Origin of the sequence: Paenibacillus sp. VMFN-D1, from assembly GCF_003386155.1 — a bacterium.
GTDB classification, from domain to species: Bacteria; Bacillota; Bacilli; order Paenibacillales; family Paenibacillaceae; genus Paenibacillus_AQ; species Paenibacillus_AQ favisporus.
Genome location: NZ_QRDU01000004.1, coordinates 274,475 through 299,960, shown reverse-complemented (window position 1 = coordinate 299,960; position 25,486 = coordinate 274,475). Strand labels below are relative to the sequence as shown.

Genomic DNA, 25,486 nt, shown 5'->3' with positions numbered 1-25,486 from the left:
TGCTTTTTCATTGAGGGTCCCTTCGATGGGGACCCTTTTTGGCTCATCAATGGGGCCCTCAAAAGGGACGGGTTGCTTGTTCGTTATTTTCATCCTGGGCCTTCCAACCTGAGTGGCTGGTGTATTCTTGCACGCCCCAATTCTATTGGGACCTTCACTTTACCCTACCCTATAAGAATAACAGAGAGGATATACCAAAAACGTCCTTATCCAATGGACACTTTTCCATTTTGTCCTACAAAAGAAAGACACGGCACTAATATTCTTCAGCTCGCCATTTCAAGAATTCGCCACTATATTTAGCGTTAAAACCCAGCTTTTAACTATATATAGAAGTTTTATGCTGGACCAAAGATAGGTACTAGTGTCCACCTTTTAAAAGACAAAATCGCAATATGTTCTTTGTCAGTAGACAAAACTGGTCTAATCCGGAACCAGCATGAGGGGCAAGGGTGCAAGCCGTTCGACTTTCCCCTGTTGTTCTTCTGGACTTAAACAAACCAATTAACTGCTCCCTGGCACTCCACAATTCATAAGCCAATCAACTGCTCCCCGACACTCCACAAATCTAAGTCAATCAGCCTTTTCTCCGGCAGTGTTCAACACCACCAACACTTTACCTGATCTCAAACCCACTAACTGCTCCCGACAATCACAAATCCCAAATCAACCAGCCTTTTCTCCGGCACTGTTCAGATCTCAAAACCACCAACACTTTTCCTAATCTCAAACCAATCTACTACTCTTCTCGACACTCTGCTGATCTCAAATCCACTACCCGCTCCCCGACACTCCATTTTGAAATAGCTCTCGCTCATCCTCTGTCCTCATACAGTGGACATATCCTTGTTTTGTTTTACAAAAGGAGGACACGACACTATATTCTTCAACGGGCAGCTGGATAGAAAATTTTCCTATATTTTGTGTTAATATTTATATTTAAATCAATATATGGATGATGACTGAGAGCAAAGATATAGTGTTAGTGTCCACCATTTGAAAGACAAAATCGAGATTTGTTCATTATGAGTGAACAAACACTATGGAAATAAAAATTTAGATTTGGTTCATTGTCAGTAAACAAACGCCTTGAAAGATACAATCTGAATGTGTTTTATCACCGAACAAACACCTTGAAAGATACAAATTTGAATTTGCTCGTCATCACTGAATAAATACCTTGAAAGGTACAATTTGAATTTGCTCGTTGTCAGTGAACAAACACCTAGATACAAATCGAAATATGTTTGTTTGTCAGTGAACAAACTCCTTTAGACGGTACAATCTGAATGTGTTCGATCTGATTAAGACAAATTCAATAGAATCGCGAACAAGCTCCGGAGCGCAAGCCGACCAATTATTCTCCTGCGATTTCCAGGTTTTTGAACTGGCTCTCGAACATCCGGGCGTAGAAGCCCTGGCGCCCGATCAATTCGTCGTGGCTGCCCTGCTCCACGATCTCGCCATGATCGATGACCATGATGTTGTCGGCGTCCCGGATCGTGTTGAGCCGATGCGCGATAATGAAGGTCGTACGATCCTTCATGATTTGGAGCAGCGCATCCTGGATATGCAGCTCGGTTCGCGTGTCGATGCTGCTCGTTGCCTCGTCGAGGATGAGGATCGATGGCTTCGCCAGAATGACACGGGTGATGGCCAGCAGCTGGCGCTGACCCTGGCTGAGATTGCCGCCGTTCTCCGACAGCTCCGTCTCATAGCCGTCCGGCAGGCGGCGGATGAACACGTCGGCGTTCGCCATCACGGCGGCTTCGCGGATTTCCTCATCCGTCGCGTCAGGCTTGCCGTATTTGATGTTTTCCTTGATCGTGCCGGAGAACAGGTATGTATCCTGCAGCACGATTCCGAACGTGCGGCGGAGACTGTCGCGGGTGTAATGGCGGATATCGACGCCGTCGATCCGGATGGAACCCCTGGTCACGTCATAGAACCGCGTCAGCAGATTGACGATCGTCGTCTTGCCCGCCCCTGTCGGCCCTACCAAGGCCGTACTGGTCCCCGGCTTCGATTCGAAGCTGACCCTTTTCAGAATCGGCACCTCTGGCCGGTACCCGAAGCTTACGTCCTCGAATACGACGTGGCCTTTGGTGCGATCGAGCCGTACCGCATCCGGCAAATCGTCCGGCTCCTCCCGCTCGTCCAGCACCTCGAACACCCGCTCTGCACCCGCCACGCCGGACTGGAGCAGATTATAGATGTTGGCCAGGTCGTTCAGCGGGCGAACAAACTGGCGGGAGTAGCTCAGGAAGCTCGCGATTACGCCGACGGTAATGAGGCTCTTGACGGCGAGAATCCCCCCGACGAGCGCGACCGCGGCAAAGCCGATGTTGTTGATGACGTTCATGAGCGGCATCATGAAGCCGGAGCGGATCTGCGCTTTGAGCCCGACTTCAAACAAGCGGCTGTTGACCGCCTCAAACTCGTTGATCGCTTGATGCTCGTGATTGAACGCCTTGACGACTTCCATACCGGAAATCGTCTCTTCGATATGGCCGTTCAGCATGCCGAGCTGAACCTGCTGCTCCTTGAACAGCACCGACGTTTTGCGTGTGACCGTGCGCGTCAGCAAATACAGAATCGGCACGGTTATGAGGCTCGCCAGGGTCAGGATCGGGCTGAGCACGATCATCATCACCAGCGAGCCGATAATCGCGATGCCGCCGGCCATCAGCTGTGTGGTCGATTGGGAAACGGTCTGGCTCACATTGTCGATATCATTGGTCAGCCGGCTCATCACTTCCCCGTGCGACCGGGCGTCAAAATAAGATACCGGAAGCTTCTGCAGCTTCTGAAACAACGAGCGGCGCAGCCCCGCAACGATTCGCTGCGACACGCCGGCCATCAGCCAACCTTGCAGAAAGACGAGCACCACGTCCGTGATATAGGCAGTTGCCAGCACGATAATAAACGACTGCAGCAGCCCAAAAGCGACGCGTCCATGGTTCGCGGACATGGCGTCGATCGATTTGCCAATCAGAAACGGCCCGATCAGGGTTACGCCCGCATCGATGATGATAAACACCATGATCAGGCTGAGCAGCTTGCGCTCGCGTCCGAAATAACGCCACAGGCGCCCCATCGTTCTCCGGAAGTTTTTGGGCTTGACCGGCTTGCCCCGGCCCATTCCCCCGCTTCCGGGTCCCCTCATCATCCCGCCAGGGCGTCCGGCAGGACCCGGTGCCCCAGGAGGCGGCGCCTGCTGTGCCTGTGCGGCTTCATTCTGCGGCATGCGGATGCATCTCCTTTCCCATCTGGGATTGGTAAATCTCCTGGTAGACCCGGCACGTCACCATCAGCTCTTCATGCGTGCCCGTGCCGACCATCTCCCCGCGGTCCATCACTACGATCCGGTCGGCATCCATGACCGACGTGATCCGCTGGGCGATCAGGATGCAGGTCAGCTCGCTGGCATACGTCCGCAGCGCTTCCTTGATTCTCGCTTCGGTCGCGACGTCCACCGCGCTCGTGCAGTCGTCGAGAATCAAAATTTCCGGCTTCTTCACCAGCGCCCTGGCAATGGACAGGCGCTGCTTTTGTCCGCCTGAGAAGTTAACGCCGCCTTGGCCGATCCGGCTGGCATATCCTTCAGGCGAAGCCATGATGAAGTCATGCGCTTCGGCGATCCGGCAGGCCTCTTCCATTTCTTCCTGGCTCGCGTCTTCCTTGCCCCATTTCAAATTGTCCTCCACCGTGCCGGTGAAGAGCATGATCTTCTGCGGAACGACGGCAATCATCTCGCGCAGCGCATGCGGGTCCATGTCCCGCACGTCGGTGCCGGCCACTTTGACCCGCCCTTCGCCGGCATCGTAAAAGCGCGGAATCAGGCTGACCAGCGTGCTTTTTCCCGAACCGGTCGAGCCAATAATCCCCACGGTCTCCCCGGGAAGGCAGGTCAGCGTAAAGTCGCGAATGACCGGGTCGCCCTGGGTTCCCGCATAGGAGAAGCTCACATGCTCGAAGTCGATGCGTCCGCGCTGAGAATCGCGTTTCGCCGCCGACTTGCCTCCATGGTCCAGCCCGCTTCCTTCGGCAAACACTTCGCCAATCCGGCCGGCGGACGCCTTGGCCCGCACGAACATGTTGAAGACGTTGCTGATCATCATCAGCGAGAACAGCATTTGCGTCATGTAGTTGATGAACGCGATGATGCTGCCGACCTGCATCTGCCCATTGTCGACCCGAATCCCGCCGATCCAGAGGACGGCGATGATGCCGAAATTGAGGAAGAGCGAAATCCCCGGTCCGAAAACGGACATGACCCTCATCGACAGGACCGAGCGGCTGGACAGCTCCGTGTTGGCGCTTTCAAATTTTTCCACTTCGTAATCAAAGCGGTTGAACGCCTTGACCACCCTTACGCCCGACAAGTACTCGCGCATGACGCCGTTCACTTTATCCAGCGCCCGCTGTACCCGGATAAAGAATGGAAAACCGATCTTCATGTTCAGCACGATGAGAACGGCCACAATCGGCACCACCACCGCCAGCACGAGCGACAAATGCACATCCAAACGGATGGCCATAATAAGGCTGCCCACGCACAGCAGCGGCGCCTTTACGAAAAACCGCATCATCCCGTTCACGAAGTTCTGCACCTGGGTGACGTCATTCGTCAGCCGTGTGATGAGCGAGGCCCGGTCGAACTTATCCATATCCTCGAACGACAGGGACTGAATTTTCCGGAACAAATCGGACCGCATTTCCGCCCCGAACCGCTGTGACACATGGCTTGAAATGATGTTCCGGGTGGAGGCCGACACCGCGCCAACGGCGGTGATCAGGAGCATGAGCCCTCCGTAATGGAGGACTTGATCCATCCGGCTCTGGGCCACCCCGACATCGATGACCTTGGACATCATAGTCGGCTGCAGCAGATCGCACAGCGACTCTACCGCCAGAAACAATACCGCTACGCAAAACAGTTTCCAGTATTTCTTGACATACTTGTTGAAAAAGGACATGGCTGCATCACCTTTTTACGCTTATTTGAGGTAAAGCTACATGTTCACCGATATGTAATTTAAGACATATACACTAGTGAAGATTACTCCTTTTTCGGTCATCTGTCACGACCAATATCCGGCAAAAATCTTTTATTCCCTAAGCCACTTGTCAAAAAACTCGCGGTACCCTTCCTTCATGATGCGGCTGGAAAAGCTCTCAAACGCATAGCTCCGGTTGTCCCAGGAATAAGAAGACGGCGATGCCGCAGCCATGTTGACCAGCTCAAACCAATTTTTTTCGTTCCCTGAAAAGGAATGCCGGGCGCTGATATGCCCGTAACAAGGGTGCTCGGGCTTTACGACGATTTTGCCCATGGCGAGCGCCTCGGTCAGCGGCATAGCGAACGTATCGAATTTCGAACAGTTCCAGTACACCTTCGCCGTGTTCATCAGCTTAAAAATATCATCCTGGCTCAGCGCAAACTGCAGCCGGACATTGAGCGGAATGTCGTATTTCTTCATGCTCTCCCGGTATCGTTCGCCCCCGAAGACCATGTACACCTCTTTGTCCGGATTCTGCCGGGCATACTCCAGCACGAGATCCGGCCGGCGGTTCTCCTCATCCCGTCCGATCCACAGTATACGGTTGTTCACGATCTGCGTCGGGTCAAAATGCCGCTCCGCCAGATCCTCGCTGAATCCGATCGGGATCACATCCACGTCGGTTACCCCGAAATTGCGGGCAAGCTCGCCTTTCAAAAACTCGGTCTGCACGACCGCCTTGTCCACCATTTGATAAAAAGGCTTCATCATCTCGTACCCCGTCAGGGCGGGGTCGGGAAAGCTGTGCGGAAAGAGCACGCTGTTTTTAAGAAACATTTTCAGATAGGTAAATCCGGATACGGTATAGATCACGTGCTCGATGCCGTTCGCGTAGATCTGGTCCAGCACGATGTCATAGTTCACCAGGTCACCCTTCTCATGCTCATATCCTGGCACCCAATCATACCCGCTCACATGGCGCTCCGGAGATATAAAGACGATATCCACCCCAAGCTCGCGGCCGATGGCCTGCAGGCGGTCCGCAAAGACGCGCGGCCCCTGCCTCTCGGTAAATTGGATCTTTCTCATGACCAGTCCGACTTTGTTCATAACTTCATCATCCTTTATCTGCACTGCCTTTCTGAGTTGAAAAATCAACAGGTATACGGGTCAGGACAAGAGCGGGCAGGCCAGCAGCGCCATTTCCAGGCATATACGGCGTTCCGGCTCCAAAAAGTCCTCCCCGAGAATTTCATTTAGTTTGTCCAGACGGTTGTACAGGGTCTGCCGGTGGATAAACAGCGCTTTGGCCGTATCGTTCTTCGAGCCCATGTACTGCAAATAGACGTCGAGCGTCTGCACCAAATGCAGGTGATGCTCCTTGTCGTATGCCATCAGCGCCCCAAGCTGCTCCTCGACGAACGATTGGAGGAACGCCTTGTCCGGGATGGCCTTCAGCAGCTGGTAGACGCCGATCCGCTCGTAGAACAAGCTGCTGCGCATCAGCTCCACCGAACGAGATACCTCCATCACTTGCTCCGCTTCCTTGAAGCTCTTGTGCATGTCGGTCATCCGCGGGCGGATGCTGCCAAAGCCTGCGTGCAGGCTGAACGGCTGGGTAAGACCAACGCCCGTCAGGCGCAGGCTCTCCACGATCCGGCGCACCGCCTGCTTCAAGGCCGCCGCGTTGTCCCCCGAAGCGGAGCGCTCCCGCGCGCACAAAATGTAGATGCGGTGCCCTTTCTGCATCAGCAAATTGCGCAGACCGTGCTTCTTGAGCAGGGCGCGCAGCCGGACGAGAAGATCCTGCTCCTCCGCTTCGATCCGGTCCCGGTCGGGCCGCAGGGCGCTGTCCGGATACTCCAGCTCGACGATGCCGCCGATGAAGAGGACCTCTCCCTGCTTGGCCGGACGTACGCCCATCCGGGATCGCGCCGCCTCTTCATCCTCCAGCTGGTGGGACAGGATGTCCTGGATCAGCTGGTTCTGATCCCGCAGATGCTTCTCCTCCAGGAACAGCATCCGCAGCAGCAGCGTGGCCAGTGATTTGGCCGTGTAGTCCAGCAGCAGGACGATCCGGTCCAGCGGCTGCTCGCCTGGGAGAATCATCCCCACGTACGCCAAGGTCTCGCCGAGGCAGATGACGGGCTGCGAGAGCAGCAGCCGGTCGCCCGGCATCGGAAAGCGGCTGGGCTCCTGGGCGGCCGCTTCATTTCCCTCCACCTGCTTGCGGTAGAAGAAAGTCAGCTCATCGGCCTCCTCCGAGGTTGCCGGCTTCGGACAAAATTTATTCGCCTCCACGGACGAATGATACACAATTTGATAACCCGTGTATTCATATAATACATGGAGAACGGCATGAACATCCGTACTCTGCAGGGTAATCTGCTGCAGCCGGCGGGAAAAGGCCTCCAGATCCTTCAGCAGCTGATGCTGCTGGTTGATCAGCAGCCCGTGAATATCCTGGGTGATTTCAACGAAGCGGACAGGCTGCTCGAACACGAGCAGCGGAAAATCACACTGGTCCGCCAGCTCGATAATTTCCTCCGGAATGTTCTCGATGCTCGTGCCCAGCTCCACGCACAGCCCCGCCGCCTGCTGGCGGATGAGCTGCTGCATGTAGGACAGGCGCTCCTGCTCGTAATGATGGAGCCAAAGGCCCGTGGTGAGGATCAGGTCGTTCTTCGTCACGAACGGGGCCACGTTCGTGATTTCGAGAATATGCACCCAGCCCACCTCACGGTCCAGGCCGTTCGCTCCGGCAATCAGCCGGGCCCGCTTGAACACCGGGCGCTCCAGCACTTCCCGGATATGCAGGTTGAAGCCGCTGCTCATCGGCATTCACATCCCTTATGTTAATTATGGTAACACCAGCCGAACATTATGTCCTGCCGCTGCGGCAAACGGATTGACAAGACGTATGATGAATACGCGCCGATTCGATTGTACACTTTTAATATATTATGAGGTGAGGTGATCTGTCATGAAAATCGGAGTACCCAAGGAAATTAAAAACAACGAAAATCGCGTCGCCGTCACGCCGGCAGGTGCCCTCGAACTGATTCAGCACGGACATGAGGTATATATCGAGCATCAGGCCGGTGCGGAAAGCGGATTTCCCGATGAAGAATACAAGCAGGCCGGAGCCACCATTCTGACGGAAGCATCGGAGGTGTGGTCCCAGGCCGATATGATTATGAAGGTGAAAGAGCCGCTTCCGAGCGAATACGGATATTTCCGTAAAGGGCTCATCCTGTTCACGTACCTTCACCTGGCCGCCGAGCCGAAGCTGGCCGAGGCGCTGGTGCAGTCCGGCGTTACCGCCATCGCCTACGAAACCGTAAACGTGAACGGCACCCTGCCGCTGCTCACGCCGATGAGCGAGGTGGCCGGACGCATGGCGGCGCAGATCGGCGCCCAGCTGCTGGAGCGCCCGCATGGCGGCAAGGGCATCCTGCTCTCCGGCGTTCCGGGCGTATCGCGCGGCAAGGTGACGATCATCGGCGGCGGCACGGTCGGCATGAACGCGGCTAAAATCGCCGTTGGTCTTGGCGCCGACGTCACCCTGCTCGATCTCAGCATTCCGCGGCTGCGCCAGCTGGACGATATTTTCGGCAGCCAGATCAAGACGCTGGTGTCCAGCCCATCGAACATCGCGAAGTCGGTTCAGGAGGCGGACCTCCTGATCTGCGCCGTCCTGATTCCGGGCGCTAAAGCGCCGCGCCTCGTCACCGAGGAGATGGTCAAATCGATGAAGCCGGGCTCGGTCATCGTGGACGTGGCGATCGACCAGGGCGGCATCGTCGAAACGATCGACCATATCACGACACACGATAACCCGACGTACGTGAAGCACGGCGTCGTGCACTACGCGGTGGCGAACATGCCGGGCGCGGTGCCGCAGACGTCTACCTTGGCGCTTACGAACGCCACCATGCCGTTCGCCTTGAAGCTGGCCGGCGAAGACCTGCAGCATCTGCTGGCAACGAACAGCGCCATCCGCAGCGGGGCGAACGTGGTCAACGGCAGCATCACCTACGAGGCGGTGGCCCACGACCTCGGCTACGACTACGTGCCGGCGGAGAAGGCGCTCGGACGCATTAAAGTATAGTTATCACGCATTCCTACGGGATCGAAACCCATGTCAAAAACCGGCTTCCTGATGTATAGGAGCCGGTTTTTTGGGGTCCGCTTCGGTCAATTTACTTGACAGTAATTTGAATCTCGGCCGATTCCTCGAATCGCTCGCCCGTGGACTTCAGGCTGAAATCAGGACGCGCGGCGATCGTGTACTTCCCTGGAGGAAGAGTGCTCCACCTGGTGTCCTTCAGCATCTGGGCGGGCAATTCCTCATTCGGGTGGGCCTTCTGATAGATCGTAAAGTTATAGCTTGGAATATCGATGGATGAGTCCAGCTGATCCAGAAACACATCGCCGGGTGAATATGTAGTAGGGGTCAGGATCATAGGGATGTCGGCGCCCCCTCCTTCCCCCGCCTCGTTGCGGATCTCAAAGTAGAACGGCTTAAAGCCCTGATGAACAACCGCCTCCTTGTCCCCCAGGTACTCCAGCTGCGCCCAGACCGGAATCGGCTTGCCGTAGGGAACCTCCGTTTCGGCTGCATAAATGGACAGCTTGAAATCCCCCAACGTCTTCGTGGCATGAGCCTTCGACTTTCCGTTCACCGGAACAGGCGTATCCACATGCACCGTATTGAACTCCTTGTCGTAAGAAATTTTGGCTCCCATCGCCGTGGAAACGTCGCGCAGCGGGACGTACGTCGAGTCCCGGTAGGAGAACATCGGACCGGTTCCGCCTTTCGCCTCTTCCCCGTTAAAAACAAGCCGCGGCTGAACCGGCTTGACCTGAAGCGTATCGGAAGAATAAGCGGCGATGGATAAGCTCCATGCGGCGGCGGCCAGACCGGTTACCGCAGCCGCCCGCATCCATAATTTCCTCATGCTGCTGCACCCTCTTTTCCATGAATCTGTATGCCTCAGAACCCATTGGACATTTTAATCACTTAGCCCAATCATACATGGCTATGGAAATTATTTGAAGTACCAGGAGTGCAGCAACACAGCATGCAACCCTGTTCAGTGGGGTTGGGCGCGTGCTCCTTGGTCAAACATCACTGTTAGTTTCACGTCCTCCGGCGGAAAACCGGTCATGCCTGAAAGACGTCCGCGGATCCTCTTCGATACTTCCGCAAGGTTGGCTGACGGTTCTTTGAAGATGTCCACAACGACACCCCCAACTCCTCCGGTCCTGGAAGTCGTCTGCCTATCAACCAGCGATGGGGAAAGGGTCGCAACCGAGGAGAGGGGCACGCTCTGGCCGCGGTCTCCGCAGACAGCAGCGTCCATCCAATCCGTCTCGTACGGTCTCCGGCCTGCAGCTTCGAAAGGGATAAACGTAACGCTGTCCGCCAGCCGACCTTGAACAGAAAGATCGTTTACCCCGTCCAAGGACTGCTTGACGTTATCGACCGTTAATCCGGCCTTGGCCAGTTTATCCATCCGAACTGATAGAACATAGGTATTGTCTCCCGAGCCGGTACCCCGGACTTCGCTTACCCCCGTTGTACGCAGCAATTCATCGGCGATGCGGGCTTGAACAGTCGTTCGCAGCGTCTCGTCATCCACCTTCCCTGAAGGGCTTATCACCTTCAGCTTCATGATCGGAAAGGAGTCAGCCCTGATGCGGGTGACCGTCGGCTCGCCTGTGCCCGCAGGCAAATCCACGCCCTTTAAAGCTTCGTTTACGTCCTGCTCGGCACGGTCCATAGCATAATGCAAGGGAAAATACAGGCCGATCAGGAGTCCGCCATTAAAACTGTTCGTCTCCAGCAGCTGCAGATCTTCCACAGTGCGGACCGCTTGCTCAATCGGCGTTGTTACGTTATGTTTAATTTCCTCGGCCAGGTAACTCGGGGCTTGGACCGTAATCAAAAGCGCAGAATGATGGATCGGTGGGAGATCCCCCCGCTGCATTCGGTACGCAGAAATTTCTCCCCAAACTACAATGATGGCCGGCAAAATCAGAATCAGTACGGTTCGTTTCATCGCTGCCCCAATGAGTCTGTTCAACATCCCTCAGCTCCTTGTAGAATTGACGAAATGCAGACCATCTCCGCGAAATCCGGTCCGGTACGGACTCATAAGGCTTGAGATTCGGCTTGCAGGTCAAGAGCTCGCTCAAAGGGATAGCTCTTCCGCATCGCTCCGTCTCATTTCGCTCTGTCTCATCGTTCCCGCTTCTTTTTGAATCGGTTTGGTACCGGCCTGCAGCCTAGATATTAAGAAGTGAATGTAACGGTGATATAAAAAGAAACGTCGGATCAGATTAAACCTGCATCCAAAGCAAAGAAGAGGCCCTCGCAGGACCTCTTCATACATCGCTTTGAGCTGATCGGACGTCGCGCCCTTAAATGAGCGTCCCCTTCTTCAGCATTTTCGTCGGATGGTCGTTGACGACCAGCGGCAGCATCTTCATGCTGCTCACCATTGGAGAGTTGCACTGAACGCAAACCGGCTCCGTTTCAAAAGCAAAGTTGTCTCTCATCCAGCCGTTGCATCCATCATTTACGCATGACCAGATTAAAGTATCGGCCTCGGGAATTTCCTCGACCACTTTTTTTCCGAAATACATCGCGAACCCTCCCGTTATTTACCTCAGTTCATCGGTGTCCGCTTAGTATGCCCCAGAAATATATATTTATGATAAAAATCGCCTGATGATCCGTAAAACAGCTACCGCCGGATTTCGTAGTACGTTTCGTCCGCGTGCTTGCGGTCGGTTCCTTTCAGATACGCCCATATAATTCTCGGGTTCTTGACGACGCCCCAATCGCCGTACTGATCGAACTTCCGGCAGGAGGTCGTCATGCTGGCCTTCGTGACGGTGCCGTACTTCTTCCCCTGCTGCTTGCCCCATTGCTTGAGCCGCTTGGCAAACTCGGCGTCTTCCGCCATCAGCATGTTTTCGTTAAAGGCGCCGATCGCTTCAAAATCCTTCTTGTACCCCCAGAACAGTCCGACGGTGACCAGTCCGTATTTGAACAGAAGGGGCACGATCAGCAGCATCCCGGAGACGATGATCCCGAGCGACACCCGCTCAAACTGGCTCCTCACCCCGCCGCCGATCCATTGTCCGGTTGCCAGCAGCCGGTCGATCTCCGTCAGCATGTTGTCCGTCACCCAGCTGTCGGCGTCAATCGTCACGATGATTTCACCCCTTGCCGCCTGAATCCCGGCGTTGCGGATCTGCGACAGATTTTTGCTGTCGTTCTTCACAATGACGGCCCCGTACGACGAAGCAACCTCCTCAGTCCGGTCGGTGCACCGGTTTAAGACGGTGATGACCTCCACCTGTCCCGGATAAGGCTCCGCCGCCGCAGCCAGAGAATCAAGGCAGCGCCCGATATAGTTCTCTTCGTTTCTGGCCGGAATAATTACCGAAAATTTAATGTTCCCCGTGTGGTCTGTATCTGCGAACCGCTTTGCTTCCATCAGCCATCTCTCCCTAGGATTGATTACTTGCGAATCCCATCAAGCAGTAACGTGGTGGCTTTGCGGAACAGCTCTTTCATCGCTGCCTTGTCCATCAGGTGGTAGCTGTCGCTGAGACCGGAATAAAAGCTGAGAATAATAAAGGACAGCTCCTGCACGCTCTCCCCTTTCCATTCCCCGCTGTCCAGTCCGGCCTGGACCAGATCCTCAAATCCCTTCATGTAGTTCTGGATGATCTCCATGAACCGCCGCCCGGCTTCCGAATTGGCACCCACCCGGATCATAAATTCCTCGCCGGCCTTGTTGAGCGGCTTCTGAAGCGTGTCGACAAAATAGTCGGCGTAAGCGTAGAGCTGCTCCGTCGCGGAACGATCTTCCCCGGACTGCTCATGCCAGGTCTGCCAGGAGTTCGTAAACGCCTGCTCCGCCAAGTAGAGAAACAAATCCTCTTTGCTCTGAAAATGGTGGTAGATGCTTCCCTTGCTGCAGCCTGTGGCCTCGCAAATATCCTTCATTGACGTTGCGGCATACCCTTTGGCGGCAAACAGCGCCTTAGCCCCCTCGACAATGGTCTGTTTGGTCTGTTCGGCTTCGTATTTACGCTTTTTCATGATCGAAAGGCTCCTTGTTGTTTTAAAACCGACCGTCCGGTTTGTATCCATTATATGGTATTCACAGGCTCGGTGTATGCTTTTCCTTTGTCTGTTTCTTGACATTTTCGGGCGGCCTGCTCCGTCGGAAAAGCCCATGCTCATGCAGTAGCCACGCCGGATCGGTTATGTCATAATCAGGATCAGGAAGATTGTAAAAGGTACGGAATAAACGGTTGGTAACCGGTGGTCCCGGTATCACCTGAGGAAAAGGAAGCGGTGCGCATGTTTGAAGATATTACGGAAATAGCGGGGCAGATGCTCATTTTGGACCGGACGGCACAACTGGAGGATGTGGATGCCCTGTATCCATTCGCGATGGACGAGCTGCTGTGCCGGCGCACAGGAGAAGGCGGTCCGCCGTTATGCCATATTTGGCGTCATCCCCGCTCTTTTATTATCGGTCTGAGGGACAGCCGGCTTCCCGGAGCGCAGCAGGCCCGGGCCTGGTTGGAATCGCTCGGGTACCGCACGGCCATCCGCAATTCGGGCGGCGCCGCCGTTCCGCTCGATCCGGACGTGGTCAACGTGTCGCTCATCCTGCCAAAGCGGGGCGCGGGCGACCTCCACTTCCACCGGGACTTCGAGCGGATGTACGCGCTCATCCGGCAGGCGCTGGCCGCCACCGGCCAAACGGTGGACAAAGGGGAAGTCGCCGGGGCTTACTGCCCGGGTGACTATGATCTGAGCATCGGCGGACGCAAGTTCTGCGGCATTGCGCAGCGCCGCCAGGCTCATGCCTACGTGATCCAGGCTTTTGTCATTGCGGGCGGATCCGGGCGGGAGCGTGGTCAGCTGGTCAAGTCGTTCTACGACCTGGCTGCAGCCGGGGCCGAAGACGGGGATTACCCGTCCGTTGAGCCCGGTATCATGGCTTCGCTGGACGAGCTGACCGGCATGGGTCCGGGGGCGGCCGATACGTTTGCCGCTTCCGTCAAGGAAGTGGTCCGGAGCCTCCAGACGGCTGCCGGAGTAGCCGAGGCGGCGAGCCGCCTACACCTGCCGTCCGAGGAGGAAATCCGGGAGATGACGGTCAAGCTGACGCATCGCTACACGCCCCGGACGCCATAAGCCCGCCTCTACAAATACAAAATCCGCCCGCGAAATTTATCGGGGCGGATTCATGATCAGCAGAAGAATGCTCTTATCCAGCTTATCATTCCAGTCTATAAAGCAATCGGATACCGGCTGGTGCAGCAGGCTGTTCAGACGCTTGCTGCGCATAATATACTCTTTTTCCAGTCCGCTCTTCACCGACTTCAGCAAGCGGCCATGGCCCAGCCGGATCAGTGCCTTCTCCAGCTCCAGGTATACGCCGCTTCGCACTACCAGCAGCGTTCTGGAATTGAGTTCAAAGGAATCAATCTGCTCGGGCGATTTTTGAATCTGCTGGCAAATGTGGAGTATTTCCGCTTCCACTTCGGATTTCACAGGGTACTCCCTGTTCACCGCGGTGCCCTGTTTGCCCGCCTCTGCCGATACGACCGCAATCATCCCCGATCTTTTATGGAGATTCCAGTCATAATACACCTCTTCCGGTTTCGATCCGTTCATGATTTCAAGATAACTGATAATTTCGGGAATCACCGCCTGCATCAGATTGGCTCTGGTCTGCACAATCATGTCCTCCTGCTCCTGTTCCAGCAGGATGCGTTCAGACGGCGTCAGGAAGTTGCGCAAATATATCGTAATAAAGGTGTGACCGACAGAAACCACCACGGATTCAGGTCCTTTGCCAAAGTGGTCTCTTAATAGCTTGCTGGTATAGCTGGCAAAGAGCTGATGAAATGGTTGTTGGTTATGTAATTGATCCATTGAGTTAGACGCGTCGTTGCGGTACGCTGCTAAACATCATCGCGGCAAGCCGCGATATCACGTGTCCGCAAAAGCGTGTCTTTATATCCCTCCTGATTACGAAATAAGCGGGTGTTTCCCTGTCCCCGGCACAACCTCCGGGTCCTCAGCAAAACAAAAAGGCCTAACTTTCCCTTTAACAGCAAGAAAAAGTTAGGCCATAAATGACTTTTATCCAAGGATATATTCATTCATTTACCCGACAATATGAAATTGACGTTTACCAGTCTTGATTATAGCATAGGTATCGTTCTAAGAACAACCGCGTTTCATAAAGTGCGAATATGTTTATTTACATTCCAAATGAAAGCAGATGAGCGGAGGTTAACGGCATGAACGGTGCAGAGATCAAAACGATATTTTTTAAGGATGACGGTGTTATCCCGGGCAACCCCAACCTGCCGGTCATCCTATACTTGGGTTCGCTTAAGGATGAACCGGAGGAAACGGAAGCTATCTTTAACCGCAACGGCTGGCTGAACAGCTGGACGAACGGTGTCTTTGATTACCATCATTATCACAGTAATGCACATGAGGTGCTGGGGGTTATTCGCGGCTCCGCCGTGCTTCAGCTCGGCGGCGAACATGGCCAGAAGTTCGAGCTGACCGCCGGTGACGTGGCCGTCCTTCCGGCCGGAACGGGGCACAAGCGATGCTCTGCCAGCAAGGATTTCAGGGTCGTCGGAGCCTATCCGGACGGCATGGATTACAATCTGTGCACCGGCAAGCCCGGGGAGCGCCCAAAGGTGCTGGAAGACATCGCCCGGGTGCCCCTTCCGAATACCGATCCGCTGTACGGTGCGGCGGGCCCACTCATGAGTGCCTGGAAACCTCAGCAGCAGACGGGAAATCACGCTTAATCCTTCCTTGGGCCGACCGCTGGTTGAACGAGCCTCGTGCAGCGGAATGCATTCCAGCTCTGAACAAGTTAAGCCGCAAGCAGTTCCCCATTTGACATTCCTGACAAAATAGGTTTCGATTAGGATCAAACGTCAATTGAGGTGAACATGCCATGCGGCTTCTTGTCATTGAGGACGACAAGCATTTATCCGATACGGTATGCGAGACGACCCGGGACCTGTTTGAGGCCGATCAAGCCTTTGACGGCGAAGAGGGACTGTATCTCGCCCAGCAAAATATATACGATGTCATCATTCTGGATATTATGATGCCGGGTATGAACGGGTACGAAGTGTTGACCCATCTTCGGGAATACGGCATCTCCACGCCGGTGCTGATACTGACCGCCAAGGACAGCATCGACGACAAGATTCAGGGCTTCAAGAAGGGGGCCGACGACTATTTGGTCAAGCCGTTCCATCGCGAGGAGCTCCTGCTTCGCCTGGAGGCCATCGTCCGGCGCTCTGTCGGAGGGTTCAGGGAGCACACCCTCTCCTTCAAGGAACTGAAGCTCAATCTAAAGAGCCGTACGGTCAGCATTGGCGAGGAAGCGATCCTGCTGAACGGCAAGCAGATCGACCTGCTGGAATACCTGATGAACAACAAAAACATCATCGTGACCAAAGAACAAATTTTCGACCGGGTCTGGGGTATGGATTCCAGCACCACCAACACGGTAATCGAGGTCTATATCAGCAACCTGCGCAAAAAGTTCAAAGCGGCCGGTTATGACAAATACATCAAGACAATTCGCGGCATGGGGTACATGCTGTCGGAGAACGGTGAAGACCATGAATAAAAACAAAGTGATCCGTCACCAGCAGCTCCGGCTGATTCTGTACAATCTGATCGCATTCACCCTGCTCTTCGGCCTGTTCGGAGCGATCGTATTCGGCCAAATGCGAACGACGCTGTTCGCCAAACCCGACCGGGATCTGACCATGTACAAAAGCATCATCGAAGCCAGGTTCGGCGGCAGTCCGCTCAAGGATGGGTCGTCGGAGCGGTTCAGGTTTGGCAGGGTCATGCCCCCTCCAAGCCCCCGGATCATTCCCGTTCAATGGGACGCCAATGGAGAAATTACCAACATCCAGCAGATCGGCATGCTGAACTACGAAAATTACGGCTTGGAGAATCTCAAATTCGACCTGTCTACGATTGGCGTCATTTCCAACCTGACCTTGAACGGCACGTACCATTTCCGCACACTGACCGTTCCCGACCCCCTTTCCAAGGGCAGCTACATCCAGCTGCTGGTTGATGTCGATACCGAGCATAATCTGCTGGGCAACTTCAAGCGCATCATCATCATTTGCGCGGCCGTGTTTATCCTGCTGTCGATCACCGCCAGCATCATTTTATCCCGGAAAACGATGAAACCCGTCATCCGCTCCTGGGAGAAGCAGGTGGAGTTTGTGGAGAATGCGTCTCATGAGCTGCGCACCCCGCTCACCATCATCCAGAACAAGCTGGAACTGCTGCAGACCATGCCGGATAAAAAAATCGTGGACACGTTTGAGAACATCGCCTTGTCCCTCTCAGAAACGCGCCGGCTGTCCCGGCTGACGACCGATCTGCTTACGCTCGCCAGGGCCGATTCCACTGAAACCCAGCTCGAGAAGCAACCGGTCGACATTGACGAATTGATCCACGACATGTGCAGCCCGTATATCGAGATCGCTGAGCTCTCAGACAAGCATATCTGGCTCCGGCTGACGAGCAAGGCCCGGATCCAGGCGGATCGCGCCCGGCTGCATCAGCTGATGGTCATTCTGCTGGACAATGCCCTCAAATACACGAAAGAGAACGACAGCATCGGCATCAGCACTTACATCAAGGAAAATCGGGTGTTTATCGAAGTCAGCGACACCGGCATCGGCATCAGCGAGGAGGGCCTTCGGCGCGTCTTCGACCGGTTCTATCGGGAAGACCGGGCACGCACCAGAGAGAGCGGCGGCTCCGGACTCGGGCTCTCGATCGCCCAGTGGATCGTGCACAGCCATCACGGCACTATCCAGGCGCTTCACAACCATCCGAAGGGCGCCATTATCCGCATCCGTCTGCCCAAATAGCTGCCTCCCTCCGCTCGGGCTTTTCAGGAAATATGTTACCCTCGCGTCTTGAACACCAAGATGCGGGGGTTTTTGTGTTTGTGATGTTTTGGGGCGGTTCGGGCGGTTGGGACTTTTGGGCTTTCGGGATTTTTGGGGTTTTTGGAGTTTTTGGGGTTTTTCTGAATTTTACATGAAGTTTCAGCTTAAGGTTTCGTTAAGTTTGCACTGCGATAATACAAATCGCAAACCAATTTAACAAAAGGAGGAATGTGGACTTGAACCCAGCAGGAACGACCCCTGAACGGCCGCCAGTCAAAGGACGCCGGGAGCTGAAGCATGCGATCACCCGGCTTGACTGCCACCTGCTCCGCAGCAACCTGCAGCACTTTATGACGCTTGACCCCCATGCCAAAAAGGACGGGCAATATTTGATCCGAAGCGTGTATTTCGATAATTTCGACAACAAGATTTTGAACCAGAAAAAGGAAGGGCTCTATCACCGGGATAAATTCCGGGTCCGCCTATACGATCATGACGCGAGCTTTATCAATCTGGAGAAGAAGAGTAAACGTGATAATTTGTGCTACAAGGAAAAATGCCGGATCACCGCCGAGGAATACGAGCGGATCCGCATCGGCGACACCGCCTGGATGGAGGAGGACGACCGTCCCCTCATGCGCGAGCTGTACGTACATATGAACCTGTTTCAGCTGAAGCCTGTCTGCGTCGTGGATTATATCCGCGAGGTGTACATTTACGAACAAGGGAATGTGCGGGTGACCTTCGACAGCTCCGTTAAAACCAGCTACAAGGATATCAACATCCTAAACCCGGATTTATTGATGGTCGAGACCCTCGACCCGAACATGGTCATCCTGGAGATTAAATACGACGAATATCTCCCGGATGTGATCAAATACCTTCTGCAAGTAAAGGACTGCCGGAAGACATCCTTTTCCAAATACCAGTACAGCCGGATGTACGGCTGAGCACCAGAGCCTCCGGCAGCGGAGGCAACCTATTTAAAATTCGGAGGAACGATTCATGGATCAAACAACAACCACCAATTTTTCGGATATATTCAAATCCAGCTTTTTGGAAAAAACGAGCAGCTTCTCCATCGTCGATTCGCTGATCGGCATCGTGGTCGCATTCGCGGTTGGACTGTTCATTTATGTCATTTACAAAAAAACCTTCAGCGGGGTGATGTACTCCCACAGCTTCAACATTTCTCTGATCGTGATGACCATGGCGACCGCCCTGATCATCATGGGAATATCCACCAACATCGTGCTGTCCCTCGGCATGGTCGGCGCCCTCTCCATCGTCCGGTTCCGGACGCCGATCAAGGATCCGATGGATCTGATTTTTATTTTCTGGTCGGTCGCTTCCGGCATTCTGTGCGGCGCGGGCCTCATCCCGCTCGTCATCATCGGTGCGATTCTGATCGGCCTGGTACTCCTCTTCTTCGTGAACCGCCTGACCATCGACAACCCGTACCTGCTGGTCGTGAAATACACGAATGCCGAAGTAGAGAAGCCGCTGGAGCACATGATCTCCATGCAGTCCAAAAAGCACAGCATCAAGTCCAAATCCGTCGTTCCCGGCAGCGGGCTGGAAATGACCTATGAAATCCGCCTGAAGGACAACAACACCGACTTTGTGCAGCAAATCATGAGCATGGAAGGTGTCACCTCCGCCATCATGCTGAGCTACGACGGCAATTTCACCGCGTAAGTCCCGCAGCAAGCACTTTTGGGACGGAAGGGAGTTTGACGCTTGGTGAAAAACAGAACCATTGTGGCAGCCGCGGCGCTGCTCGTCGTGCTGTTCGTCACGGTAACGGCCGTTCTTCCGAAAGCGGGACTGGAAACCGTCAGCCTGGCCGATACCTACATGGATAAGGTGTTTGACAAGAGCAAGGTCCATACGGTGGACATTACGATGAACCCGAAGGATCTGCAGTCGATCCTGGACAATCCGCTGGACGAGGAAATGATGCAGGCCAACGTAAACGTGGACGGCAAGCAGGTCGACGGGGTCGGCATCCGGGTCAAAGGAAACATGACCCTCTCCTCCGTCGCGCAGATGGAAGACTCCGACCGGTACAGCTTCAAGATCGATTTTGACCACTACAACGACGACGAGAATCTTTACGGCCTGCGCAAGCTGAACCTCAACAACAATTACAGCGATCCTACGCAAATGCGCGAGTACCTGTCCTATGAGCTGATGAACAAAATGGACGTTCCCGCTCCCGGCTACGCCTACATGTACGTTACGATCAACGGCAAGGAATGGGGACTGTACCTCGGCGTGGAAGCGATCGAGGAGCCTTACCTGCAGCGCAATTTCGGGAACAGCACCGGAGACCTGTACAAGCCGGACGGCACGGGCAGCGACCTGAAATGGATCAGCGATGACATCAAGGATTACACCGGTCTGAACCTAAAAACGAATCCGAACTCCACGCAGACCGCCATGTTAAAGTTTCTCGACACGATCAATCACGGCGGAAATGTGGCGGATGTCGCGGACGTGGACGAAATGCTGCGGTATTTTGCCGCCACCACAGCGCTGGTCAGCTTGGACAGCTACCAGGGGCAAATGAAGCATAATTACTATTTGTATGAGCAAAACGGCAAGTTCTCCATGCTGCCTTGGGACTACAACATGGCCTTCGCCGGCTTCGGCGTTGGCATGGGCGGCGGCATGGGCGGCCGCGGCGGCATGAACGGCGGCCAAGGCCGGGCCGGAAATGGCAACGCCGGCGCGGCGAACGCTGGTAACGGCACAGACGGCGAGGTGCCGGGCGGGAATCCGGCTGCAGCGCCGGGTAACGGCGCGAATGGCGCTGGAGCAGCCGGCCAGTCGCAGGGTGATGCTGGCGCGGGTCAAGGGGGCGGCGCTCCTGCCATGGGTGGGCAGAACGGCGCGAACGGTGCACCTGCTGGCGCTAATGCGGCCGGCAATGCGCAGGGCGATGCTGGCGCTGCCCAAGGAGACGGTGTTCCCGCCATGGACGGGCAGAACGGCGCGATTGGCGCAGTGCCGGGTAACGGCGCGCCGGCTGGCGCTGAGGCGGCCGGCAACGCGAACCCCGGCCAGCGCGGCCAGGGCCGCCAAGGCATGGGCATGGGCGGTATGGGCATGGATATGGCCGCCAATTTCCTGAGCGAGGACAATATCAATTTCAGCATAACGACTCCGGTATCGGGGACGACGCTGGACGAACGGCCTTTGATCAAGGCCCTCCTCTCGGTCGATGAATACCGGGAGAAATATAATACGTACCTGCAGCAGATCGCCGACGGCTTCTTTGCGGAAGAGAACATGCAGTCGCTGACAACACAGGTATCTTCCCTGATTGCACCTTATGTGGAAAAAGACCCAACCAAGTTTTATACCAAGGAACAGCTGCTAGAAGGAGCTTCTGGCGACAAGAGCCTGGTGAAATTCGCAACGGAACGGGCCGAGTCCATCAAGAAGCAACTGTCCGGCGAGCTGGTCGTCGAAGCCAAGACCGATGGCGGCTTCGGCGGATTTGGCGGCCAGCCGCCGGGAATGAACGGCCAGGCCGCTGCCGGCGGCAATGGCGGCGCGCAAGCCGGCGGCAGAGCGGCACAGGCAGGCGAACAAGCCGGTGGGGCTGCACAGGCAGGCAACGGCGGAGCGGTGCAGGGCGCTAACGACGGTGCGCAGGCGGCGCAGAACGGCGGGCCGAACGCGGCCGGTGATCCGCAGAGCCAAGCCGGTGCGGCGGGCGGAGACGCCGCTTCCCAGGGGCAAGGTGCAGGTGACGCGCCGCAAGGCCAGGCCGGGGGAGCGGTACCGGCCTGGCCTGACGGGCAGATGCCGGGGAACATGCAGCCTCCGGATGGGCAGATGCAGCCGCCCCAGGGAATGCAAGGCGGTCCGGGCCAAGGCAATATGCCATGGGCCGGCCGCCAGAGAGGCGGCAACGACCGCGGCGGCTTCCCCGGCATGCCGGGGATGGGCGGCAACAACCAGAATGCCGAGACGGGCCGTTTTACGACCGCGGACCTTATGATCGCGGCGGTCTTCTTCGTCCTTCTGATTGGTGCGACCCTGTTTGCGATGTTCTTCAGCCGCCGAAGAACGCCCAGATCAAAGCGGTCGGAGCCGCACACCAACGAACAAGATATCGCGAGCTGACCGCATCATGCCTTCGATAGCAAAGCAAGCTTCGCATGAACAACACAAGAGGCAGTCTGTACCGGCGACCCTATTAGGGGTCTGGTACGGTCTGCCTCTTTTTAAATGAACAATAATATTAAAATGTCGCAGCCTCCCTTGGGGGCATGGCTGTTTTTTCATATATGATCTCTTTGGTGAAGAGTGGTTGAAGTTTTATCCCGTTCCCTTTGATGAGGATGATTATTTGCCTTTTGGCCACCCATCAGCATAAAAAACGGGATCTGTCCTTATCCAATGGACACATCCCTATTTTGTCCTACAAAAGAAGGACAAGACATATATATCCTCCTGCATGCGGTCGGACTCAAAAATAACTATATTTAGTGCCAATATCCGACCCAAGTCCTATATATGGAAGCGAATGTTTGAGCAAAGATATGTTACCTCTGTCCACCATTTAAAAGACAAAAACTGAATTTGTCCATTATAAGTAGACAAGATCAATTTAACCGTGAACCAACTCTACATCGTCTAAATCGCAAACCATTCAGCTATTCTCTTCTTCGGCATTCTTCAGGTTTTCGGACTGAATTTCCAAATTTACGGCCAGCCTGGCGGTAAGGATGTTTTACGCTGGCTGGCCGATCTCCAAACTTCACAATATAAAATACTGGACCTTTGCCGCCATACTGAGCAACGCCACGTCTGGCATCCTTACACCCTGCGAGATACGAGCCGCACCAGGTCGACGGTCAGCACTGGCAGGGACACGGAAGCGGGATATGCCAGGAACCGCGGCTCCCATTCGGGCGAAAACTTGCTCTTGTACTTCCGGAGGCCCTTAAATCCGTACCAATGCCCTCCGTATTGAAACACCAGCGCGGCCAGCTTCTCCTCGCGCAGCGCGCTCCGGGTCTCGCCCACGCTTGCCAGTGGCGCGTTCCCGAGGTTAAAGATCTCGTATCCCTGCTCCTTGGACCACTCCAAGAGCTGGACGAACAAATAATCCATCGTCCCGTTCGGAACCTGGCTGCGATGACGCATCAGATCGATGGATATCGTCCGTCCGCCGTCATAAGCCGGTGCAAGGGACGCAAAGGCAAAGATGCTTCCTCCGGTCTCCCGCAGCACGGCAATCGGCGCCTCCTGCAAATAGCGCTCGTCAAACCAGCCCAGGGAGAACCCTTTTTCCCGCCTGCCGTGCATCCAGTCGTCCGACACCGCCCGCAGCTCACGCAGCAGCTCCGGTGCAAAAGGCGGATGAACCACTTCAAACACCGCTCCCTCCCGCTCAAAGCGGTTGCGTACCGTGCGCAGGTCCGTGTTTTTCTTGCCCGACAGCGTAAACTGATCCAGATGCACCAAGGCTTCTTCCCCGAGCTTGAAAAACCGGTAACCAAACTCATGATACATCGGCAGATAGCCGGGGGTCGCCTGATAAAAGACCACGGACATCGCGTAGGTATCGGCCATTTGCAAAAACTCGCCCAACGCATCCGGTACCAGCTTCTCCGGACCGAGCGGATCGCCGAGCACGACCAGCTTGTCCCGCGAGCGGGCGTAAGGGATCAGCACTTCGCCGTCCGCGGACCAGAAAAAGCTTTTATCTCCCGTAAACAGCATATGGGTCAGCAAATTTCCGTGATGACTCTGCAGATACTGCCGCAGCCTGTCCAGATCGGCCGGTGTCGCCGGGGACGCCACCTTGCGGCTGGGACGGAGTACGATCAGCATGGTCAGCAGGATCCATGCCCCAGCGAGACCGATCACAGCAGATGCGGCATACGGATTGGAGCCGACCATCCAATGCATCCGCTCCGTGGTCGGCAGGTGGCGCAGCCATCCGTGATGGACATGGGCGCCGACCCAGTAGTAAGCCAAGGCGATGACCGCCGAGAGCACGTACCAAACGGCTGCGCTTCTCCACTCAATCAGGGCGCCCGAGCGATAAAAACGGGCCCGCGAGATCCACAGCATCAGTGCAACGATCAGCAGAAAGATCGCTTCTTCGAAATCGAATGCCTTCGTAAAGGTGAAGACTGCCCCGGCGAACAGCAGCCCGCTCGTCCACAAATATGCCCCGCGGATACGGAGCGAAATGCCCCGGGAGAGGATAATCAGCATAAAGCCGATCATGACCGACAGCAGGTGGGAGATGCGCATAATCGGCATGGACAGCAGCTCCTCACTCAACCGCAGCCGATATAGCAGTCCCGGCGTGGCCGCCGACAGCAGCAGAAGCAGACCGCTGACCAGCACGAGCTTGCCAAGCGCCCACACACCCAGATCGCTGAGAAAGCGCATCTGCCCCGGCCAGCGCCACAGCCGCTGCCAGGCGTTCAGCGGTATCTCGACGGCCGCCTCGACCTTATCCATAGTGCGTTTCGCCGGACTGCCGAATTCGAAGGCCGCCATGATCAACCCGATCAGCCAGGGTATAACGTAGTAGAACAACCGGAACAGCACCAGGACGGCCATCGCCCTTTCGGCAGGAAATCCCATATGCTCAATGCCAAGCAGGACGGTCAGGTCGAACGCGCCGATGCCTCCCGGCGCCATGCTGAGGATACCGGCAATGGCGGATACGGTATACATGCCCATGACGCCCTGGAAGGTCACGTCATGCAGGACGCTGGCGGCAATCAGCCAAAACGTCACGCCGGCGCAGACCCACTCCAGCAGCGATGCGCACAGAGAGACGGCCACCGTGCTCCACGGCGTTCGGCCCTCCCCTTTGTTGAACCACCGCGCGAATAGCGATGAGCGCTGCATCAGAATAAATAAAGGCAAGTAAAGGGCCATCCCCCATACAGCGAAAATCAGCCAGCGGTGCTCTCGAATCATCATGGTTGCCGGGAACAGCCCGGCTAGAACAGCCCAGGACATGATGGATAACCCCGTGATGATGACCGGTGACAAAAATACGACCGCAGACGCCATCAGTGAGGGCGCAATGCCGCTCCTTTTATACAGCAAGGTACGGAGACCGGCGCCAGTCAGTCCGGCAAAACCGATAATATTGTTAAACGTGTTGGCGATCCAGGCATAGCGGAACATGTTCCACCAGCCAACTTTCAGCTTGAAATGCATGCGGATCATGTAATCGTACAAGCTCATCACCCCGACGGAGAACAGGGAAAAGAGACAGATCCCCACAACGGTGCCCACCGGCAGCAGACGCAGCTCATGGAACGTACGCCCCAGGTGAATTTGCCGCAGCTCCCGCTGCCCCTCCCAATAGACGAGCGCGATCACCGCAAGCGGAATGAGCAGACGAATCGCTTTGATTTCATATATCGAAGCCAGGATACGGAAAAATTTGTACCGCTCCAGCTTTTCCTTCATGTTATGCACCC

The 25,486-nt window shown here is 55.4% G+C and carries 19 protein-coding genes; 8 read left to right on the top strand and 11 right to left on the bottom strand.

Translation table 11 applies throughout. The features are described from left to right. Positions 1–1,357: 1,357 nt before the first annotated feature. The 4 genes from C7820_RS25230 to C7820_RS25215 all read right to left on the bottom strand — a co-directional run bounded on the left by C7820_RS25230 (position 1,358) and on the right by C7820_RS25215 (position 7,838). Positions 1,358–3,247, bottom strand: a complete 1,890-nt coding sequence (locus tag C7820_RS25230) for an ABC transporter ATP-binding protein (protein ID WP_397334219.1) — start codon at positions 3,245–3,247, stop codon at positions 1,358–1,360. Further along, entirely contained in the window at positions 3,234–4,979 is a 1,746-nt protein-coding gene (locus C7820_RS25225; protein WP_116233375.1) for an ABC transporter ATP-binding protein, read from the bottom strand. Before C7820_RS25225 ends, C7820_RS25230 begins: the two co-directional genes overlap by 14 nt. 132 nt (positions 4,980–5,111) lie before the next feature. Beyond that, the gene (locus C7820_RS25220) at positions 5,112–6,113 is read right to left on the bottom strand and encodes a glycosyltransferase (RefSeq protein WP_116233374.1); all 1,002 of its coding nucleotides are present in this window, start codon (positions 6,111–6,113) and stop codon (positions 5,112–5,114) included. Positions 6,114–6,173: 60 nt separating this feature from the next. Continuing rightward, on the bottom strand, positions 6,174–7,838 hold the full coding sequence (locus tag C7820_RS25215; RefSeq protein WP_116233373.1) for a PucR family transcriptional regulator: 1,665 nt from the start codon (positions 7,836–7,838) through the stop codon (positions 6,174–6,176). Between the two features lie 148 nt (positions 7,839–7,986). Here C7820_RS25215 and ald point away from each other — a divergent pair, with 148 nt between their 5' ends. Next, positions 7,987–9,114: an alanine dehydrogenase gene (gene ald / locus C7820_RS25210; RefSeq protein WP_116233372.1), complete on the top strand. Its 1,128-nt coding sequence runs from the start codon at positions 7,987–7,989 to the stop codon at positions 9,112–9,114. A gap of 91 nt (positions 9,115–9,205) precedes the next feature. Here the strand turns inward: ald and C7820_RS25205 are convergent, their stop codons facing one another. From C7820_RS25205 to C7820_RS25185, 5 genes are all read right to left on the bottom strand, one after another. Beyond that, entirely contained in the window at positions 9,206–9,964 is a 759-nt protein-coding gene (locus tag C7820_RS25205; RefSeq protein WP_116233371.1) for a stalk domain-containing protein, read from the bottom strand. A 135-nt stretch (positions 9,965–10,099) separates the two neighbouring features. Further along, the gene (locus C7820_RS25200) at positions 10,100–11,095 is read right to left on the bottom strand and encodes an efflux RND transporter permease subunit (protein WP_116233370.1); all 996 of its coding nucleotides are present in this window, start codon (positions 11,093–11,095) and stop codon (positions 10,100–10,102) included. 334 nt (positions 11,096–11,429) lie between these two features. After that, positions 11,430–11,654, bottom strand: a complete 225-nt coding sequence (locus C7820_RS25195; protein WP_076172035.1) for a cold-shock protein — start codon at positions 11,652–11,654, stop codon at positions 11,430–11,432. A 101-nt stretch (positions 11,655–11,755) separates the two neighbouring features. Beyond that, positions 11,756–12,514, bottom strand: a complete 759-nt coding sequence (locus tag C7820_RS25190) for a glycosyltransferase (RefSeq protein ID WP_116233369.1) — start codon at positions 12,512–12,514, stop codon at positions 11,756–11,758. A gap of 23 nt (positions 12,515–12,537) precedes the next feature. Next, entirely contained in the window at positions 12,538–13,125 is a 588-nt protein-coding gene (locus C7820_RS25185) for a TetR/AcrR family transcriptional regulator (RefSeq protein WP_116233368.1), read from the bottom strand. Positions 13,126–13,389: 264 nt separating this feature from the next. Between C7820_RS25185 and C7820_RS25180 the strand changes: the two genes are divergently transcribed. Continuing rightward, on the top strand, positions 13,390–14,235 hold the full coding sequence (locus tag C7820_RS25180) for a lipoate--protein ligase family protein (RefSeq protein ID WP_116233367.1): 846 nt from the start codon (positions 13,390–13,392) through the stop codon (positions 14,233–14,235). A gap of 36 nt (positions 14,236–14,271) precedes the next feature. On the opposite strand, the gene C7820_RS25175 is transcribed toward C7820_RS25180, so the two are convergent. Further along, positions 14,272–14,979 carry a Na-translocating system protein MpsC family protein gene (locus C7820_RS25175; RefSeq protein WP_116233366.1) on the bottom strand — a complete coding sequence of 236 codons (708 nt, stop codon included), beginning with the start codon at positions 14,977–14,979 and terminating at the stop codon, positions 14,272–14,274. Between the two features lie 371 nt (positions 14,980–15,350). Between C7820_RS25175 and C7820_RS25170 the strand changes: the two genes are divergently transcribed. The 6 genes from C7820_RS25170 (at position 15,351) to C7820_RS25140 (ending at position 22,148) form a co-directional block, all read left to right on the top strand. Next, positions 15,351–15,878: a cupin domain-containing protein gene (locus tag C7820_RS25170; RefSeq protein ID WP_116233365.1), complete on the top strand. Its 528-nt coding sequence runs from the start codon at positions 15,351–15,353 to the stop codon at positions 15,876–15,878. Between the two features lie 152 nt (positions 15,879–16,030). Next, the gene (locus tag C7820_RS25165; RefSeq protein ID WP_089549619.1) at positions 16,031–16,717 is read left to right on the top strand and encodes a response regulator transcription factor; all 687 of its coding nucleotides are present in this window, start codon (positions 16,031–16,033) and stop codon (positions 16,715–16,717) included. After that, positions 16,710–17,990 (top strand): sensor histidine kinase, encoded by a 1,281-nt coding sequence (locus C7820_RS25160; protein ID WP_116233364.1) that lies wholly within the window; start codon positions 16,710–16,712, stop codon positions 17,988–17,990. Before C7820_RS25165 ends, C7820_RS25160 begins: the two co-directional genes overlap by 8 nt. 257 nt (positions 17,991–18,247) lie before the next feature. Beyond that, positions 18,248–18,961 carry a polyphosphate polymerase domain-containing protein gene (locus C7820_RS25155; RefSeq protein ID WP_116233363.1) on the top strand — a complete coding sequence of 238 codons (714 nt, stop codon included), beginning with the start codon at positions 18,248–18,250 and terminating at the stop codon, positions 18,959–18,961. Between the two features lie 55 nt (positions 18,962–19,016). After that, positions 19,017–19,709, top strand: coding sequence for a DUF4956 domain-containing protein (locus tag C7820_RS25150; protein ID WP_089549616.1), 693 nt, complete (start codon positions 19,017–19,019; stop codon positions 19,707–19,709). Between the two features lie 45 nt (positions 19,710–19,754). Then, on the top strand, positions 19,755–22,148 hold the full coding sequence (locus C7820_RS25140) for a CotH kinase family protein (protein WP_258875398.1): 2,394 nt from the start codon (positions 19,755–19,757) through the stop codon (positions 22,146–22,148). Between the two features lie 696 nt (positions 22,149–22,844). On the opposite strand, the gene mprF is transcribed toward C7820_RS25140, so the two are convergent. Continuing rightward, complete coding sequence (gene mprF, locus C7820_RS25135) at positions 22,845–25,484, bottom strand: bifunctional lysylphosphatidylglycerol flippase/synthetase MprF (protein WP_116233362.1); 2,640 nt, start codon at positions 25,482–25,484, stop codon at positions 22,845–22,847. Positions 25,485–25,486 lie beyond the last annotated feature (2 nt).